The sequence below is a fragment of the Streptomyces sp. NPDC016469 genome (assembly GCF_040632905.1).
Lineage (GTDB): Bacteria > Actinomycetota > Actinomycetes > Streptomycetales > Streptomycetaceae > Streptomyces.
In genome coordinates this window covers 17,444-34,229 of sequence record NZ_JBEYCQ010000019.1, presented here as the reverse complement: position 1 = coordinate 34,229, position 16,786 = coordinate 17,444, and the positions used below count along the sequence as shown (strand labels likewise).

At 74.0% G+C, this 16,786-nt stretch carries 15 protein-coding genes and 1 tRNA gene; 10 read left to right on the top strand and 6 right to left on the bottom strand.

Annotated features, from left to right (window positions below; all coding sequences use genetic code 11):
- Positions 1–26: 26 nt before the first annotated feature.
- Both ABZ565_RS22115 and ABZ565_RS22110 read right to left on the bottom strand, forming a co-directional pair.
- Positions 27–2,018 (bottom strand): hypothetical protein, encoded by a 1,992-nt coding sequence (locus tag ABZ565_RS22115; RefSeq protein WP_361029398.1) that lies wholly within the window; start codon positions 2,016–2,018, stop codon positions 27–29.
- Positions 2,019–2,021: 3 nt separating this feature from the next.
- Positions 2,022–2,924, bottom strand: coding sequence for an SGNH/GDSL hydrolase family protein (locus ABZ565_RS22110; protein WP_361029394.1), 903 nt, complete (start codon positions 2,922–2,924; stop codon positions 2,022–2,024).
- A 151-nt stretch (positions 2,925–3,075) separates the two neighbouring features.
- On the opposite strand from ABZ565_RS22110, the gene ABZ565_RS22105 reads away from it, so the two are divergent.
- Both ABZ565_RS22105 and ABZ565_RS22100 read left to right on the top strand, forming a co-directional pair.
- Complete coding sequence (locus ABZ565_RS22105) at positions 3,076–4,305, top strand: helix-turn-helix domain-containing protein (protein ID WP_361029691.1); 1,230 nt, start codon at positions 3,076–3,078, stop codon at positions 4,303–4,305.
- Between the two features lie 38 nt (positions 4,306–4,343).
- On the top strand, positions 4,344–5,039 hold the full coding sequence (locus ABZ565_RS22100; protein WP_361029391.1) for a class I SAM-dependent methyltransferase: 696 nt from the start codon (positions 4,344–4,346) through the stop codon (positions 5,037–5,039).
- 18 nt (positions 5,040–5,057) lie between these two features.
- On the opposite strand, the gene ABZ565_RS22095 is transcribed toward ABZ565_RS22100, so the two are convergent.
- The gene (locus ABZ565_RS22095) at positions 5,058–5,405 is read right to left on the bottom strand and encodes a hypothetical protein (protein WP_361029388.1); all 348 of its coding nucleotides are present in this window, start codon (positions 5,403–5,405) and stop codon (positions 5,058–5,060) included.
- A gap of 237 nt (positions 5,406–5,642) precedes the next feature.
- On the opposite strand from ABZ565_RS22095, the gene ABZ565_RS22090 reads away from it, so the two are divergent.
- The 3 genes from ABZ565_RS22090 to ABZ565_RS22080 all read left to right on the top strand — a co-directional run bounded on the left by ABZ565_RS22090 (position 5,643) and on the right by ABZ565_RS22080 (position 10,981).
- Positions 5,643–6,584 carry a slipin family protein gene (locus ABZ565_RS22090; protein WP_361029385.1) on the top strand — a complete coding sequence of 314 codons (942 nt, stop codon included), beginning with the start codon at positions 5,643–5,645 and terminating at the stop codon, positions 6,582–6,584.
- Positions 6,585–6,770: 186 nt separating this feature from the next.
- Positions 6,771–9,641: a DEAD/DEAH box helicase gene (locus ABZ565_RS22085; RefSeq protein WP_361029383.1), complete on the top strand. Its 2,871-nt coding sequence runs from the start codon at positions 6,771–6,773 to the stop codon at positions 9,639–9,641.
- Entirely contained in the window at positions 9,638–10,981 is a 1,344-nt protein-coding gene (locus tag ABZ565_RS22080; RefSeq protein WP_361029380.1) for an SWIM zinc finger family protein, read from the top strand. Before ABZ565_RS22085 ends, ABZ565_RS22080 begins: the two co-directional genes overlap by 4 nt.
- A 22-nt stretch (positions 10,982–11,003) precedes the next feature.
- Here the strand turns inward: ABZ565_RS22080 and ABZ565_RS22075 are convergent, their stop codons facing one another.
- Positions 11,004–11,591 (bottom strand): TetR/AcrR family transcriptional regulator, encoded by a 588-nt coding sequence (locus ABZ565_RS22075; RefSeq protein ID WP_361029376.1) that lies wholly within the window; start codon positions 11,589–11,591, stop codon positions 11,004–11,006.
- An 89-nt stretch (positions 11,592–11,680) separates the two neighbouring features.
- Between ABZ565_RS22075 and ABZ565_RS22070 the strand changes: the two genes are divergently transcribed.
- Positions 11,681–12,226 carry an HXXEE domain-containing protein gene (locus ABZ565_RS22070; RefSeq protein WP_361029373.1) on the top strand — a complete coding sequence of 182 codons (546 nt, stop codon included), beginning with the start codon at positions 11,681–11,683 and terminating at the stop codon, positions 12,224–12,226.
- 35 nt (positions 12,227–12,261) lie between these two features.
- Here the strand turns inward: ABZ565_RS22070 and ABZ565_RS22065 are convergent, their stop codons facing one another.
- The gene (locus ABZ565_RS22065) at positions 12,262–12,792 is read right to left on the bottom strand and encodes a DUF3574 domain-containing protein (protein ID WP_361029370.1); all 531 of its coding nucleotides are present in this window, start codon (positions 12,790–12,792) and stop codon (positions 12,262–12,264) included.
- A gap of 203 nt (positions 12,793–12,995) precedes the next feature.
- Here ABZ565_RS22065 and ABZ565_RS22060 point away from each other — a divergent pair, with 203 nt between their 5' ends.
- Positions 12,996–13,727, top strand: a complete 732-nt coding sequence (locus ABZ565_RS22060; RefSeq protein ID WP_361029367.1) for a hypothetical protein — start codon at positions 12,996–12,998, stop codon at positions 13,725–13,727.
- Positions 13,728–13,760: 33 nt separating this feature from the next.
- A tRNA-OTHER gene (locus ABZ565_RS22055) sits at positions 13,761–13,847 on the top strand.
- A gap of 322 nt (positions 13,848–14,169) precedes the next feature.
- Here the strand turns inward: ABZ565_RS22055 and ABZ565_RS22050 are convergent.
- Positions 14,170–15,381 carry a pyridoxal phosphate-dependent aminotransferase gene (locus ABZ565_RS22050; RefSeq protein ID WP_361029364.1) on the bottom strand — a complete coding sequence of 404 codons (1,212 nt, stop codon included), beginning with the start codon at positions 15,379–15,381 and terminating at the stop codon, positions 14,170–14,172.
- An 85-nt stretch (positions 15,382–15,466) separates the two neighbouring features.
- Here ABZ565_RS22050 and ABZ565_RS22045 point away from each other — a divergent pair, with 85 nt between their 5' ends.
- Both ABZ565_RS22045 and ABZ565_RS22040 read left to right on the top strand, forming a co-directional pair.
- Positions 15,467–16,132 carry a helix-turn-helix domain-containing protein gene (locus ABZ565_RS22045; protein ID WP_361029361.1) on the top strand — a complete coding sequence of 222 codons (666 nt, stop codon included), beginning with the start codon at positions 15,467–15,469 and terminating at the stop codon, positions 16,130–16,132.
- A gap of 196 nt (positions 16,133–16,328) precedes the next feature.
- A complete protein-coding gene (locus ABZ565_RS22040) occupies positions 16,329–16,772 on the top strand; it encodes a cupin domain-containing protein (protein WP_361029688.1) in 444 nt (147 codons plus the stop codon).
- Positions 16,773–16,786 lie beyond the last annotated feature (14 nt).

Genomic DNA, 16,786 nt, shown 5'->3' with positions numbered 1-16,786 from the left:
TCGTGACCCTGCGGGCAGGGGAGGCGTCAGGAGATCGGTGTGGCGGTGCACGGGGTGGTGCCGCAGACATTGATGACCCGCCCGGTGGTCAGGAAGGTGGCCTTCTGCTGACGTGCGGCGGGCGAGTTGCGGGGATCTTCGTGCGGGTCGTGCCCGTACGCGGGCCCGGCCGGCGGGGTGTTGGTGACCGGGGGCGCGGGCGTACCGCTGTCCCAGACGGTCATCGCGGAACCCCGGTACGGCAGCTGGCGCGGGTTTACGGTCCGGATGCCCCAGTACGGGACGGCGTCCGGGCTGCGGCCGGCGGCGAGCGCGGGGGTGAGCAGCCGGGCGCCGATGGTGCGCGCCTCCACGTCGGCCGCCGCGTTCGCGACCTGGTGGTCGCCGTACGCGATGTGCATCAGGACCTGGTGGTGGTCGGTGAGGTGGTTGGCGTACGCGTTGGTCTCGCCCCGGTCCCAGACCATCTGGAAGAGCTGGAGGACCAGTTGCTGGTGCAGCTTGTCCGGGTAGGCGGCGTCCAGAACCTGCTGGAACGGGGCGAAGTCGGCGCTGCGGTTGAGGAGCAGCCCGTAGTTCATGCCGGTGACGCCGAGCACCCCGCGCCGGATGTCGGGCGAGGCGGCGACGAGCGCGCCGCCGAGGATGCCGCCCTGGCTGTTCCCGTCGTACGCGAGGCCGTGCCGGGTGTCGACGAGCGGGCGGCCGTCGGCGGTGCGGAAGGCCGGGTCGGTCGTGAGGCCCTCGGCGTGGATCAGGGCGCGGCCGAGGAACAGGGCGTTCAGCATGCCCTGTTCGCTGCGCTCGGGGACGGCCGGGAAGAGGCTCGGGTCGGCGAGCGCGGCCATGACGACGGGGATGTCGTCCCTGGCCATGCCGATCCAGTCCGTCGCGCAGAACGTGAAGTCGTGCTCGGCGGCCATGTCCTTGACGTTGCCCGCGCCGACCTCGTTGCGTGAGCCGAGCAGCCCGTGCCCGTACAGCGAGGGGTGCGACGGCCTGCGGAAGGCGGCGCGCGGAATCTCGCAGCGGAACGCGGCGGTCTGGGTGCTGCCCGGGAGGCCGCGCGGGGTGCCGCCGCGGTCGCGGTTCAGCACGGCCCCGGGCGGCCCGCCGGGCGCGTCCAGATAGCCGGGCACGGTGATCTCGCCGGTGACCTCACGGGCGATCCGGGCGTCCTGCTCCTGGGTGAAGTCGGTGACCCCGGTGACCTCGAAGGCGGGTGCGCGGTCGCCGAGCCGGCGGAACGCGTCGTCGCGGAGGGTGAACAGGTCCCCGGTGAGGCTGCGCGTCGAGGCGACCGTGAAGTCCCAGGCGAGGTTCAGCCCGTGGGTGGAGACGCCCGCCCGGCGCAGCGCGGACAGCGCGGGCCGCAGCCGGTCCTGGCGGGCGCGCAGCGGATCGTGCGCGGGCAGCCGTTTCCCGGCGACGGAGGCGAAGGGGGCGGCGGCCGGAATCGTACGGCCGGCCGCGTCCTTGAGGTGGCGCAGCGCCACGGCGTAGTGGTGGCCGTCGCGGAAGTTGCGGGCCGGGTGGATCAGCAGGGCCCGGCGCGCGGGGTCGGTGGCGTTGGCGTCCGGCTCCGCCCAGTACGGCCACCGCTCACCGGTCGTGGTGTCCAGCAGGACGACCGGCGCGTCCCGGTCCAGCGACCGGTCGATGCCGGTGAGCGGGGCCGCGCCGGTCCTGGCCAGGTCGAGTCCGGGGACCCGGGCGATCAGGGTGGAGCCGGGGGAGAAGCCGTCGGACCGGTTCCAGGCGGCCGGGTCGACGGCCTGCCCGGTCGCGGGCCGGGGCAGGACCGAGGAGTCGAAGGCCACCCGGCGGCCCGTGTCGGTGCGTGGGTCCGGCCGGGTGTACCAGTCGTTGGGGAACGGCAGCAGGCACTCCGCGGGTGCCAGCGGGTCGCAGCCCCGCGCCGGGGAAGGGTCCGCCGGGGCCGCGTGGGCCGGCGGGGCGAGGAGCGCGGCGGCGCCGAGCGCCGCGGCGAGCAGTCCGTGGAGTATCCGCTGCCGCACGGCTCAGCTCCCCTGGAGGTGGGCGCCGATGATGCGCGCGTAGGCGGCCTCGCCCCGCTGGTTCGGGTGCAGCGGGGCGGCCGGAGCGGTCGGCACGTACCCCTCGACCCACTTGTCGGACGGGGCCTGGCAGGCGTCGTGGCCCTTGCTCGGCGTGGCGACGTCGATGTACTCGGCGCCGTGCGCGGCGCTCTGCTCGGCGATCACCGCGTTCATCCGGTTCACGCTGCCCTGGAGGAAGTCGGCGTCGACCGGCAGTACGGGCTGCAACGGCCAGCAGCCGCCCGGCTTGATGTACAACCCGTAGCCCGTCACGAGGACCCTGGCGTGCGGAGACCGCTGGTGGATTCCGTCGAGTACGGCTCCGAGGCGCGGCGCGAAGGCGTCGATCCGCTGTGCCACCTGGTCGACCCCGCCCTCGGTCAGCTTGTCCCTGCACGGGGTGGCGGTCGGGTCGAGCTGCATGCAGTCCTGCGCGATGCCGACGAGACCGGCGTCGTTGCCGCCGATGGTGAGGGTCACCAGGTCGGTGTCGGCACGCAGCGCGTCGAACTGGGGCGCCGCCGAGCCCATCGGCACGTCGAGCAGCGACAGTGACTGCTTCTCCGTCATGTGCTTGGACTGGGCCCCGCTGCACGTGACGTCGCGCAGTGAGGCGCCGATGCTCGCGGCCAGCTCGTGCGCGTAGTTGTGCGTGGAGCGGCCGCAGGCCAGCGGACCGGTGATGCCGGGGATGAGCGGCCCCGAGGCCATCGAGTCGCCGAGGGCCACGTACTGCACGGGGTCGTCCGCGCTCGCCGCCCAGGCGCCGGACGCGGTGGTGCCCACGGCCAGGGAGGCCAGGGCGACGGCGGTGGCAGCTCCTCCGACAGTACGACAGAACGCCTTGTTCCAGGACGATTTCACGACGACCTCCGGTGCGCTATGAGTGGGGGCATGGCGGGTGTCGCCGGTCATCATGCAGACTCGAACGCCGTCGTTTAACTGGTGGGTAACGCAGACTTCGCCGGGGGCTTTTGTGACGCGTGACAAGGAACCGGCCGTCGGGCAGGGGCCGTTGGCCATCGCCGGACGTCCGGTGGCGGTGCGTCTGCGGGCCCGCGTCCCCGCATTGACCACCCGGGTGGTCGCCCGTCTTCTCAGTGACCTCCCGGTCTACGCGGAGCTGCCGCACGAGGAGATCGCAGGGGACATCGCGGACATCGTCCAGCACAATCTGCGGCTCTTCGCGGATGTCCTCGAACACCGCAGGGCCGCCACCGACGGCGAACTCGCCCAGCAGCGCGACTCGGCTGCCCAGCGCGCCGAGGAGGGCGTGCCGCTGGACGCCATCCTCACCGCCTACCAGGTGGGCGTCGCGATGTGCTGGGAGGAGACCGCGCAGGACGCCGGGCCCGGGGACCTGCCCGCCGTGCTGGAGATCATGGACCGCATCCTCGTCCTCCAGCAGCAGCTGACCTCCGCGGTGAGCGGCGCCTATCTGGAAGCACGGCAGATCCTGGACAGCCAGGAGCACGGCGGCCGGCACGCGCTGATGGCCGCGCTGCTGACCGGTGAGGACCTGGACGGCTTCACCCGTCGCACCGGCCTGCGCCCGGCCGCCCGCTATCTGACGATGGCGCTCGCGCTGGCCCCGCACCCGGACGAGACGGGGGCGGGCCTGCCGCGGGGCCCCGGCGCCGGGGCGGGCGCGGGCGTGGCCGCCCGGCGGAAGATACGGCGCATCCGGACGGCCCTCGACCGGTTCGCCGGGACGCCCGCGCTGACCGCCCTGGACGCCTCCGGCGGCACCGTGCTGCTGCCCGTCGCGGAGCCGCCGCCGTGGGAGGGGCCCGGCGGGCTGTGCGGTCTGATCGCCGAGGCGACCCGGGCGGCGGGCGTCCCCGTCACGGCCGCCGCCGAGACCGCGTCACCGGACGGGGTGCCGGCGGCGGTGGCCCGTAACGCCGAGATCGTGGACCTGGTGGCCCGCACCGGCCGGGCCCCCGGCCTCTACCGGCTGGCCGATGTGCTCCTGGAGTACCAGCTGAGCCGGCCCAGCGAGGCGCTGCGCGGGCTCGCCGGGCTGCTGAGCCCGCTGGACGCCAAGCCGGAGCTGCTGCACACGCTGGAGACGTACCTCGGACACGGCCTGGACCGCCGGGCCGCGGCGGCGGCGCTGCACGTCCACCCCAACACCGTCGACTACCGCATCCGCCGCATCGACCGCCTCACCGGCCTCTCCCCGGCCCGCCCCGCAGACCTCCAGCACCTGAGCGCGGCCCTGGTCGCGCGCCGCTCGGTCTAGGGAGGGAACGACCGCCCCCGTACGGTCGTTCGGCAGGCATGAGCGGACAACTGGTACGCGAGGGATACGCGGGGACCGGACCGGGCGCGATCACCCCCGACGGCTGCGCGGTCGAGCTGTACAGCAGGCTGGCCGTGGGCGACGAACCGGACGTGATCGCGGCGGCCGTCCCCGTCGGCGCGCACATCCTGGAACTGGGCTGCGGTGCGGGCCGGGTGACGCACCCGCTGGTCGAACGGGGCTTCCGGGTGACCGCCGTGGACGAGTCGCCGCAGATGCTGGAGCGGGTGCGCGGCGCGCGGACGGTGTGCGGCCCGATCGAGTCGCTGGACCTCGGCGACGAGAGGTTCGACGTCGTCATGCTCGCGTCGTTCCTCGTCCACGCGGGCGACCACGGGGTGCGCGACGGGCTGCTGCGGACCTGCCGCCGGTACGTACGCGACGGCGGGGTGGTGCTCCTCCAGCGCGAGGGGGCGGACTACCACGACGCGCTTCCGCGCGAGCGCGTCCACCCCGCCGGCTACACGGTGCGCATCGTCTCCTCGGAGCCGGTGGGCGACGGGGTGCGCTCGGTGCGCGCGGAGTACGAGTTCGCCGACGCCCGGTGGACGCAGACCTTCCGGGCCCGGCCGCTGACGAAGGAGGCGTTCGAGGGACACCTGGAGACGGCCGGTCTGAAGGTGGACCGCTATCTCACGGACGACGGCGTCTGGGTGCGGGCCGTGCCCGTGTAGCGGCCGGCGGACGGGCGGTCAGTGGATGGTGGTGAAGCTGCGCCAGGGACGCGCGTTCGGCGCGTTGACGTCCGAGAACGTGGTGGCGACGTACGTCGTGCCCGGGCCGGTGCAGTCGGGTGTCCGGTACAGCACGATGTCGACCAGCGTCTCGTTGGCCACCGCCTTCGCGCCGGCCGGGGCGAGCCGGTGGCAGCCCTTGACCGAGGGGCTGTTCACCTCGATCACGGCGTCCCGCTCGGTGGTGTAGATGACCGGGCCGACCGCGGTCCGGCCGAGGCCCGAACAGCCTGCGACGGTGAGGGTCAGGAACACGGCCTGGGCGGCGATGCCGAGCCGGCGGCGTCGGCGGTCGATCACGGGCATGGGCGGATCCTCGTCTGTCTCGTCACCACGCACACCGCGGGTGTACGTGCCGGTGCCGCCCACCCTGCCCGCTTCCCCGGGCCCCGGCATCCGGGAAGCGGCCGGGCGGGGGAGCGGAGCACCACCGGGCGGACGCGCAGGGGTTCGACCGCGAGCGAAACCAGGCATACCGTGGTATTAGCGCACGAAGAGGTGCGGCACCGATTGCCGGGCTCTTCCGGCTGGCAGGGGGCCGTCATGGTCCAGGCACTCGTGATCGCGGTGGTCGCGGCAGCGGCGGTGGGCGCCCTGTATCTGGCGGCGGCCGCCAGGGTCGTCAGGCAGTACGAACGGGGCGTGGTCCTCAGACTGGGCCGGCTCCGCGACGAGGTGCGCCCGCCGGGCTTCACGATGGTGCTGCCGGGCGTCGACCGGCTCCGCAAGGTCAACATGCAGATCGTGACCATGCCCGTGCCGGCCCAGGACGGGATCACCCGGGACAACGTCACGGTCCGGGTGGACGCCGTCATCTACTTCAAGGTGGTCGACCCGGCGAGCGCGATCGTCGAGGTCGAGGACTACCGTTTCGCGGTCTCGCAGATGGCGCAGACGTCGCTGCGTTCCATCATCGGCAAGAGCGATCTGGACGACCTCCTCTCCGACCGGGAGAAGCTGAACCAGGGCCTGGAGCTGATGATCGACAGCCCCGCGGTCGGCTGGGGCGTGCAGATCGACCGGGTCGAGATCAAGGACGTCTCGCTGCCGGAGACCATGAAACGCTCCATGGCCCGCCAGGCCGAGGCCGACCGTGAGCGGCGCGCCCGGGTCATCAACGCGGACGCGGAGCTCCAGGCGTCCAAGAAGCTGGCCGAGGCGGCGTCGGAGATGTCCGCCCAGCCGGCGGCGCTCCAGCTGCGTCTGCTCCAGACCGTGGTGGCCGTGGCGGCCGAGAAGAACTCCACCCTGGTGCTGCCGTTCCCGGTGGAGCTGCTGCGGTTCCTGGAGCGGGCACAGCAGGGGGCGCCCGTACCCGACGCCGCGCAGCCCTCGGGCTCGGGCTCGCAGCCCTCGGACCCCGTCGCCCAGCCCTCGGACCCGGGCCCGGGTCCGCAGTCCTTGCGCCCCGTCGAGCAGCCCTCGGACCCCGGTTCGCCGGACGCGCGGCCGTCCGCCTCCTCCGAGCCGTTCGCCCATCACTGACCGGTCCGCGCGGTCGCTCTCCGGCCGCCGCCCGCCCCGTACGAGCTGCGGGAACGGTGGCGGCCGGGCCGGGCGTGAACGCCGCCGGAGCCCGTTGTCAGACCTCCCGCCTACACTCGCCGAGCAGAGGGATCCGTACGGACGATCCGTGCTGACCAGGCACGAAGCGCGCGAGGGGAGGGACCGATGAGCACCGCATCGCCGCCGCGGGACGCGGACGACAGCCGTCTGCTGCGCTGCGCCGCCGTCTTCCTGCCCGGTACGCCGCCGCGCCGGGGACGCGTCGCGTTCTGGGACCCGCTCGACGGCCCGCTTCCGGAGACCGACGGCGCCCGGAGCGAAGAGATCACGGTCGTCCGGCCGTACGGCGCCGAGGGCGAGGTCCGCCCGCAGGACGTGCCCGCGCTCCTTCTCACCGTCGCCGACGCCCTGCCCCTGCTCGCCCGCGCCCGCCACCTGCGCTCCGTCCATCCGGCGACCCGCGCCTGGGGCGCCGCCGCCCTGCACGCGCTGCACCTGGTGGCCGGCGGCCGCATGCTCCCCGGGCTCACCGCCGACGACCACGACGCCTGGCGGGCCGGCCCGCGCGACGCCGGGGACGTCGCCCACCTGCGCGCGGTGGCCGCCGCCCTGCCCTGGGAGGGGCATGCCGTCCCGCTGCCCGACGGGACCCCGCCCAGGCTGCCCGACCCCGAGGCGCTGATCGGCGCCTTCCTCGACGCCGTCGCCGACACCCTGCCCCGGACGCCGGCCGCCGCGTTCGCCGTGGGCGCCCCCTTCGCGGCGGCCGAGCCCCAGCACCTGCCCGGCGCCCGGGAATGGGCCGTCGAGGTCGCCTCGGGGCTCGACGCCGGGGTCCGGGTGTCGCTGCGCCTGGACCTCTCCGCGTACGAACTCTTCGACACGGCCGGCCCCGACGGGACGGCGGGCGCCGAGGCGCCGGGGCCCCGGCAGGCCGCGGCCGCGGTCACCCAGGTGCACAGCCTCGCCGACCCCACCTATGTGGTCGACGCCGCCGCCCTGTGGGCCGGTGAGGCGGGCGAGCCCTTCGGGCCCCGGACACGGGTCGACACCGCGCTCGCCCTGCGCCGCGCGGCCCGCGTCTGGGCCCCGCTCGAACGGCTCCTGGACCAGCCGGTCCCCGATGTGCTGGCCCTCGGCGAGGACGAGCTGTACGAGCTGCTGGGCGACGCCGGGAGCCGGCTCGCCGCCGCCGGGGTGAGCGTCCACTGGCCCAGGGAGCTGGCCCGCACCCTCACCGCCGCGGCCGTGGTCGGGCCCGCACCCGGGACGGCCACGGACGGCACCGCCTTCTTCGACGCCGAACAGCTCTTCGCGTTCGACTGGCAGCTCTCGCTCGGCGACCAGCGGCTCACCGAGGCCGAGATGGACGTGCTCGCCGAGGCCCACCGCCCCGTGGTACGGCTCCGGGACCAGTGGGTCGTCGTGGACCCCGCGCTCGTCCGCAAGGCCCGCAAGCGGGAGCTGGGCCTGCTCGATCCGGTGGACGCCCTGGCCGTCGCCCTGACCGGCAGCGCCGAGGTGGACGGCGAGCGGGTCGACGCGGTGCCCGTCGGCGCGCTCGCGGAGCTGCGCAACCGCCTCCTCACCGACGACACCGCGCTCGCCCCGCCGCCCGGACTCCACGCCACGCTCCGGGACTACCAGCTGCGCGGGCTGGCCTGGCTGGACCGGATGACCTCCCTGGGCCTCGGCGGCTGCCTCGCCGACGACATGGGCCTCGGCAAGACGATCACCCTGATCGCCCTCCACCTCCACCGCGCCCACCCCGCGCCCACCCTGGTCATCTGCCCCGCCTCCCTGCTGGGCAACTGGCACCGCGAGATCAACCGCTTCGCCCCCGGCGTCCCCGTGCGCAGATTCCACGGCACCGGCCGCACCCTCGCCGGGGCCGGCCGGGGCTTCGTCCTCACCACGTACGGCACGATGCGCTCCAGCGCCGCCGAGCTGGCCGCCCACAACTGGGGGCTGGTCGTCGCCGACGAGGCGCAGCACGTCAAGAACCCCCACTCCTCGACCGCGAAGGCCCTGCGCACCATCCCGTCCCCGGCGCGCGTCGCCCTCACCGGCACCCCCGTGGAGAACAACCTCTCCGAGCTCTGGGCGCTGCTCGACTGGACCACGCCGGGACTGCTCGGCCCGCTCAAGGCGTTCCGGGCCCGCCACGCCCGGATCGTGGAGAACACCGGTACGGCGGCGGGCCTCGGCAACGACGAGGCGGTCGAGCGGCTGTCCCGCCTGGTCCGGCCCTTCCTGCTGCGCCGCAAGAAGTCCGACCCCGGGATCGCGCCCGAGCTGCCGCCCAAGACGGAGACCGACCACCCCGTCTTCCTCACCCGCGAGCAGGCCACGCTGTACGAGGCCACGGTGCGCGAGACCATGGCGTACATCGAGGCGTCCGAGGGCATCGCGCGGCGCGGTCTGATCATGAAGCTGCTGGCCTCGCTCAAGCAGATCTGCAACCACCCCGCGCAGTATCTGAAGGAGGACGCCGCCCGGCTCACCGGACGCTCCGGGAAGCTGGCCCTCCTGGACGAACTGCTCGACACGATCCTGGCCGAGGACGGCTCCGTGCTGGTCTTCACCCAGTACGTGACCATGGCCCGGCTGCTGTCCGCGCACCTGACCGCCCGTGCGATCCCCTCCCAGCTCCTGCACGGGGGCACCCCGGTGGCCGAGCGGGAGCGGATGGTGGACCGCTTCCAGTCCGGCGAGGTCCCGGTCTTCCTGCTCTCCCTCAAGGCGGCGGGCACGGGGCTCAACCTGACCCGGGCCGCCCATGTCATCCACTACGACCGCTGGTGGAACCCGGCGGTCGAGGAGCAGGCCACGGACCGGGCCTACCGCATCGGCCAGACCCAGCCCGTCCAGGTGCACCGGCTGATCGCCGAGGGCACGGTGGAGGACCGGATCGGCGAGATGCTGCTCGCCAAGCGGGCGCTGGCCGACGCCGTCCTCGGCAGCGGCGAGAGCGCGCTCACCGAGCTGAGCGACCGCGACCTGGCCGACCTCGTCTCCCTCCGGAGGCCGTCATGAGCCCCGCACCCCGCCGCCCCGGCGCCGCCCGCCCCACCTCCGGACCGCTCGCCGCCCGCCGCGACGCCCGCCCCGGCGCCCGCTCCCGCCCCGGCCCCGACGATCTGCGGCGCACCTTCGAGGCCGTCCCGGCGCGCACCTCCGGGGAGGGCGAGCCGTTCGCGGAGAGCTGGTGGGGCCGGGCCTGGGTGGCGGCGCTGGAGTCCCTGTCGATGGACGGCCCGCGCCTCGCCCGGGGCCGGGACTACGCGGACAGCGGCCACGTCGCCGCGATCACCGTGACACCGGGGCACGTCGTCGCCTACGTGCACGGCAGCCGCCCCCGCCCGTACCGGGCCGAGCTGCGGCTGCGCGCCTTCACCGACCCCGACTGGGACACCCTGCTCGACGCGGTCGCCGCCCGCCCCGGGCACCTCGCCGCCCTCCTCGCCAAGGACATGCCGCACTCGCTGGCCGACACGGCGACCGATGCCGGGATGACCCTGCTGCCCGCCCCGGGCGACCTCGACCCCGCCTGCACCTGCCCCGACCGCGGCCGGCCCTGCAAGCACGTCGCGGCCCTCAGCTACCAGATGGCCCTCCTGCTGGACACCGACCCGTTCGTCCTGCTCCTGCTGCGCGGCCGGGGCGAGCGCGAACTCCTGGAAGAGCTGGCCCGGCGCAACGCCGCGCACTCCGCCCGGGAGCGGCCCCCCGCCCCCGACACCCCGTCCGTCCCCGCGGAAGAAGCGCTGGCCGGCCGCTTCCGGCCCCCGCTGCCCGCGCCCCTCCCCGTGGACCCGCACCCGGGCCGCCCGCCCGCCTACCCCGTCCTCCCCGGGGCCCGGGACCCGCTCGCCCTGGACCAGCTCGCCACCGACGCGGCGGCCCGCGCCCACGCCCTGCTGACCACCGGCCACGACCCGCTCGCCGGGCTCACCACCTGGCAGGACGCCGTCCGCCTCGCCGCCGCCGGACCCACCGCCGGGCTCACCGCGACCACCCGCGCCCTGTACCGGGAGCTGGCCTCCGCCACCGGCCGCAACACCACGGACCTGGCCCGCGCCGTGGCCGCCTGGCGGCAGGGCGAGGCCGAGGGGCTGGCGGTCCTGGAGACCCCGTGGGACCCGCCGGCCGGCCCGTTCGACCGCGCCCGCCCGGCCCTCGCCGCCGCCGGGTTCCCCCGCTTCCAGCCCTGGCGCAACCACCTCACGCACCCCGGCGGCGCCCTCCAGCTCCGCTTCGGCCGCGACGGCCGCTGGTACGGCTACGAGTCGGACCCGGGCCAGGACGAGTGGTGGCCGCGTGCCACGCCGGACCACGACCCGGTCGGCGCCCTCCTGGAGCTGACCGGCGGCTGAGGAGCCCCGGCGCCCCGAGGGCTCAGGTCCGCCCGGCGGGCAGCACCGCGTCGACCACGGCGGCGGCGAACCCGGGCGGTACGGGCTCGTTCCTGAGTGCCGTCCGCACCCACACGGCCCCGGCGATCAGGTCGAGCAGCAGCTTCGGCTCGGCCCCCGGGGGCAGCTCCCCGCGTGCGGCGGCCCGGGCGAACACCGGCTGCTCGCGCGCGAACCGGTCCGCGAAGAAGTCCCGGGCCAGCGCGGCGAGCTCGTCGTCGGCCAGCCCCGACCCCGAGGCCAGGGCCCGCACGACCGCCCGGGTCCGTACGCCGGTGACCAGGGCGGCCACCTGCTCCGTGAGGGCGATCAGGTCCCCGCGCAGCGAACCGGTGTCGGGGATGTCGACGTCCAGCACCCGGGCCCGGAGCAGCGCCGCGCGCAGCAGCGCCGCCTTCGACGGCCACCAGCGGTAGATCGTCGTCTTGTTGACCCCGGCCTCCTGGGCGACGGCCTCGATGGTGAGTCCCGCGTACCCGCGTTCGGCGAGCAGCCGCAGGGTGGCGTCGAAGATCGCCTCGGCGGCGCGGGGGCCCTTGTCGGGGCGGGGGTGCGGGGGAGGGGCGGTCATGGCGGCTCCGGGGGAATAATGCAACGCAACGTTGCGTTGCATTATAGGCTGCGGCTGATCGTCGGTACACGACACGCAGGGGGATGCGTATGAAGGACGACCGGGACTCCGGCGTTTCCGGAGCGGTGACCTGGGGGCTGCTGGCCGCCTGGGCGGCCAACGACCTGGAGGAGATCGCCACCATGGCGGGCTGGCTCCGGACCGCGCGGCCGAGGCTCAGGAAGCGGCTGCCATGGGTGCCCGACCGGGTGTGGGACCGGGCGGACCTCTCGCAGCGCGAGGTGAACACGGCCATCGGCCTGATGGGTGTGCTCATCGCGGCGGCCGCCGCCGACGGGGCGCGCACGGGCGGGCGCAGCCCCCTCTTCCGTACCGTCCTGGCCGGATTCGGGCTCCACGGGGTGGTGCACATCGCGCAGTCGGCGGCGTACGGCGGCTACACCCCGGGCGTGGCCACCTCGCCGACCGTCGTCATCCCGTACTCGCTCTGGGCACTGCGCCGGCTACGGGCGGCGGGCATCCCGGTCGGCGGCGCCCGTGGGACGGCGGCCGGACTGGCGATCCTCCCGGTCGCCGTGGCGGGCGCGCACGCGGCGGCCAGGGTGCTTGCCCGGCCCCGTACACCCGGCGCGTGACGCGGCCGGTTGGCCCGGACCGAACGGGGCGGGGCTCAGAAGTCGGCCGTCAGCCGCTCCTCCAGCCGGGCCACCGAGTCCTGGGCGTACGCCTTCTCGTAGGCGTTGCGGATGCGCTCGATCTGGCGGCCGCGCACCCGCGCCTCGGAGGCCGGGTAGAGCAGTGTCAGCTCGTAGCTGCGCTCGCGCTCGATGGCGCCGTGGGAGTCCCGCCACTGCCCCCGGCCGTCCTGGATGGTCAGTCCGTTCGGGAAGCGCGGGGTGACCTCCTCGTCGATGAACGCGAGGAACTGGCGGTCGGTCACGTCCGGTCCGCCGTCCGGGCGTTCGGTGCCGAAGAGCAGCCGGGTCTCCACGTAGTCCTGCCCCCGGACGGCCCCCGCCACCGCGGGGCGCGGCTCCGGCGAGGCGCCCGAGCCCAGGGTGGCGTACGCGACGGGCGTGCCCACCGCCAGGACGGCGATGCCCGCCGCGGCGGCGACGAGCGCGGTACGCCGGCGCGGGCGGCGGTCGTCGGAGGGGCCGGCCGGCTCAGTCGCGGCGGTCGTGCGGGACAGGAGAGGCATGGGGGAGCCCTTCGATCCGGATACGGGAGAGGCGCGGACGCGCGGGCCCCACTGTCGCAAGCGGGCCCCGGCCCAGGGCGGCGGCAGCCGGGCGCCACCGGGAAACCACCCGATCGGGCGGGCGCGCCCCGGCGCGCGGAAGGCGACCGGCTCACCAGAAAACCTTTGGCCCAGGCGTTGTTGGCGCTGCTAGTTTCCTCGGCGTGGCGAAACTCAATCAGATCATCGCAGTGGAGAAGGGCGTCAAGTCCAAGGCACACCAGGACCTGACGGCGGCGCATCACGGCCTCCAGAAGGCGGGCCTCCTGGCCGGGATCTCCCGGACCTACCAGCCGAAGGACGAGGAGGGCGAGCAGCTGCCGCCCGAGTCGACGCTGGTGCAGGTCAAGGCCGAGGACGTGTTGCGGGAGACCGCCAAGACGCTCACCCGCCTGTTCGACGTGACCGCCACGAAGGACTGGGCGAACTGCGCGGCCCGCGCCGACGTGACGGTCGACGGCCGGGTCCTGGTGAGTGACGTACCGGTGTCCTACTTGCTCTTCCTGGAGAAGCAGCTCATCGACATCAACACCTTCGTCCGGAAGCTGCCGGTGCTCGACGCCGCCGAGGCGTGGACCCAGGACCCGTCCACCGACGCCTGGAAGACCGAGCCGGTCCGCACCCTGCGCACCAAGAAGGTGCCCCGCAACCATGTGAAGGCGGAGGCCACCGAGAAGCACCCGGCGCAGGTCGAGGTGTACTACGAGGACGTGCCGATCGGCTACTGGACGACCGTGAAGTTCTCCGGGGCACTGCCCGCGCGCCGGGTCAACGAACTGCTCGACCGGGTCGAGAAGCTGCAGCAGGCCGTCAAGTTCGCCCGCGAGGAGGCCAACGGCGTGGACGTCACGGACCAGAGGGTGGGTGACGCCGTCTTCGGTTACCTCTTCGGGTGACCGACCATGGATTCCCCGGCGGCCGTCGAAGCCGTCGGGGTGCGCGAGGAGCGCAAAGCTGAAACTGAAGTTTGTCGTGACGAAGCGGTTCCGGTGGAGGTTCGAGTCCTCCCCCCGGCACTTCCGTGCACCGCGCACGGGCACGCGCCGGGGTGGCCCAACTGGCAGAGGCAGACCGTGATCAATCTCAGACTCTCGCTCCAGGCTCAGCATGCGCCGCCTATCGCCGGATCGACCGGGCCCGTGCCCGTGTGCGTCGAGATGCCGGTTCGACTCCGGCCCGTGGAGCTTCGGTCCGCGGTCGTCTAAAGGCAGGACGCGACGACATAAAACTGACACGGGACCTTAAACGTGCCGGTGTGCGACAGCAGGCGGCAACACAGGGCTCGGGGGCCGGCTACGCCCCCGGGCCCGCTCCCATTCGGTGAGGCCCCCGGGGACCTCACTGCCGGTACCCCGCCAGGAACCGCCCGATGCGGCTGATCGCGGCGTCGAGGTCGTCGGCGTGCGGCAGGGTCAGGATGCGGAAGTGGTCCGGGCGCGGGTAGTTGAAGCCGGTGCCCTGGACGACCTGGATTTTCTCGCGCAGCAGCAGGTCCAGGACGAACTTCTCGTCGTCCACGATCGGGTGCACCTTCGGGTCGATGCGCGGGAAGGCGTACAGCGCGCCCTTGGGCTTCACGCAGGACACGCCCGGGATCTCGTTCAGCTTCCGCCAGGCGCGGTCGCGCTGCTCGTACAGCCTGCCCCCGGGCACCACCAGGTCCTTGATCGACTGCCGGCCGCCGAGCGCGGCCTGAATGGCGTACTGGGCGGGCGCGTTGGGGCACAGCCGCATCGAGGCGAGCATCGTCAGCCCCTCCAGATAGCTGCGGGCGTGCTGCTTCGGGCCCGACACCACCATCCAGCCGGAGCGGAACCCGGCGACCCGGTACGTCTTCGAAAGGCCGCTGAAGGTGAGGCAGACCAGGTCGGGGGCGAGCACCGCCACGCTGTGGTGCTCGGCGTCGTCGTACAGGATCTGGTCGTAGATCTCGTCGGCGAACACCATCAGGCCGTGCCTGCGAGCCAGGTCGAGGATGCCCTCCAGGACCTCGCGCGGATAGACGGCACCGGTCGGGTTGTTGGGGTTGATGATCACGACGGCGCGGGTGCGGTCGGTGATCTTCGAGGCCATGTCGGCGAGGTCGGGGTTCCAGTCCGACGCCTCGTCGCACGTGTAGTGCACGGCCTTCCCGCCGGCCAGCGTCGTGACGGCGGTCCACAGCGGGTAGTCCGGGGACGGGATCAGCACCTCGTCGCCGTCCTCCAGCAGCCCCTGGACGGCCATCGAGATGAGCTCGGAGACGCCGTTGCCGAGGAAGACGTCGTCCACGCCCACCTCGGTCAGGCCCATCGCCTGGTAGCGCTGGACCACGGCGCGCCGGGCGGACAGGATGCCGCGCGAGTCGGTGTAGCCGTGGGCCTGCGGGAGCATCCGGATCATGTCCTGGACGATCTCCTCCGGCGCCTCGAAGCCGAACAGAGCCGGGTTGCCCGTGTTGAGCCGGAGCACGCTGTGGCCCGCCTCCTCCAAGGCGTTGGCGTGCTCGATGACCGGGCCCCGGATCTCGTAGCAGACCTCGTTGAGCTTGCTGGACTGGCGGAATTCCATGCGGTGCCTCCCCGACCCGATTGCGATACTTGGTTTTACCAAGTTCGAGCTTGGAAAGTCCAACAACATGTCTAGACTGCGTCGCATGCCACGTCAGCCACAGCCCTCTACCCGCCCGGCCCGCCGCCGGAGTTACGACCAGTTCTGCGCCGGTGCCCGGGCGCTGGACGCGGTCGGCGACCGGTGGACGCTGCTGATCGTCCGTGAACTGCTGGCCGGGCCCCGGCGTTACACCGATCTCCACGCCGACCTGCCGGGCGTCAGCACGGACGTCCTGGCCTCCCGGCTCAAGGACATGGAGCAGGGCGGCCTCGTCACCCGCCGCAAACTCCCGCCGCCGGCCGCCGCCACGGTGTACGCACTCACCGCACGCGGGCACGGACTGCTGCCGGTCCTCACCGCGCTCGCCGAGTGGGGCGCCCCCGCGCTGGCCGAGCGGCGGCCCACGGACGCGGTCCGGGCGCACTGGTTCGCACTCCCGCTGCTGAACGCCCTGAAGGGGGCTGCCACGGGCGTGCTCGACGTCCGTCTTGACGAGGGCGAGTTCCACATCCGTACGGGCGAGGTGCCGGCCGGTGAGCCGGTGTACGGGGACGGCCCCGCCGCCGACGCCGACGCGGGCATCGTCCTCGACGCGGAACTGTGCTTCGCGCTGGGGCGCGGCGGGCCGACCTTCGCGGAGGCGGTCGGGGACGGCCGGATCGAGGTCCACGGGGACGGCGTGCTGGCCGAGGAGCTGCGCGGTCGCTGACGGCCGCCACGGGTTGGGCCGGATGCCGGTGGCGTGATTCCCGCGGAGCCCTTCCGGATAGCGTCGGGACATGTGCGATGTCCCGGCACCCGACGACGGGAAAGACGCGTGAGGACCGAGGGACAGCAGGGGCTGACGGGGCAGCAGGAACGAGCGGGGCAGCGGGGCAGCGGGGCAGCGGGGACGGCAGGGGCGGCTGGGCCGGACGCTCGTCACCGCGGTGGGCGTGGCCGCGCTCGCCTTCGTACCGACGGCGGCCGGTGCCACGCCCGGCAGCGGGGTGACCGCCACCGGGGTCGCCAAGGGCACCTCGCCCGGCCCGCTGAGGGTGACCGCGCCCGAGGGGCGGGCGGACGTCACCTTCACCACCGCGCCGGGCGGCTCCACCGGCTGGCACACCCGCAAGGGACAGCTGATCGTCGTCGTCAAGTCCGGCACGCTCACCCGCACCCTGGACGACTGCTCGGTCGAGGTGTCGCCGGCCGGTACGTCCTTCGTCGAGCAGTCGGGCCGGAACCACCGCCACATCGGCCGCAATCTGGGCAGCGAGCCCATCGTGCTCTGGGTGACCTATCTGCTGCCGCGGGGCAGCGCACTCTCCGACGACGCCGAGGCGGTGGTGTGCGATCCGGCGAAGTGACCCCCTCCGGGGCG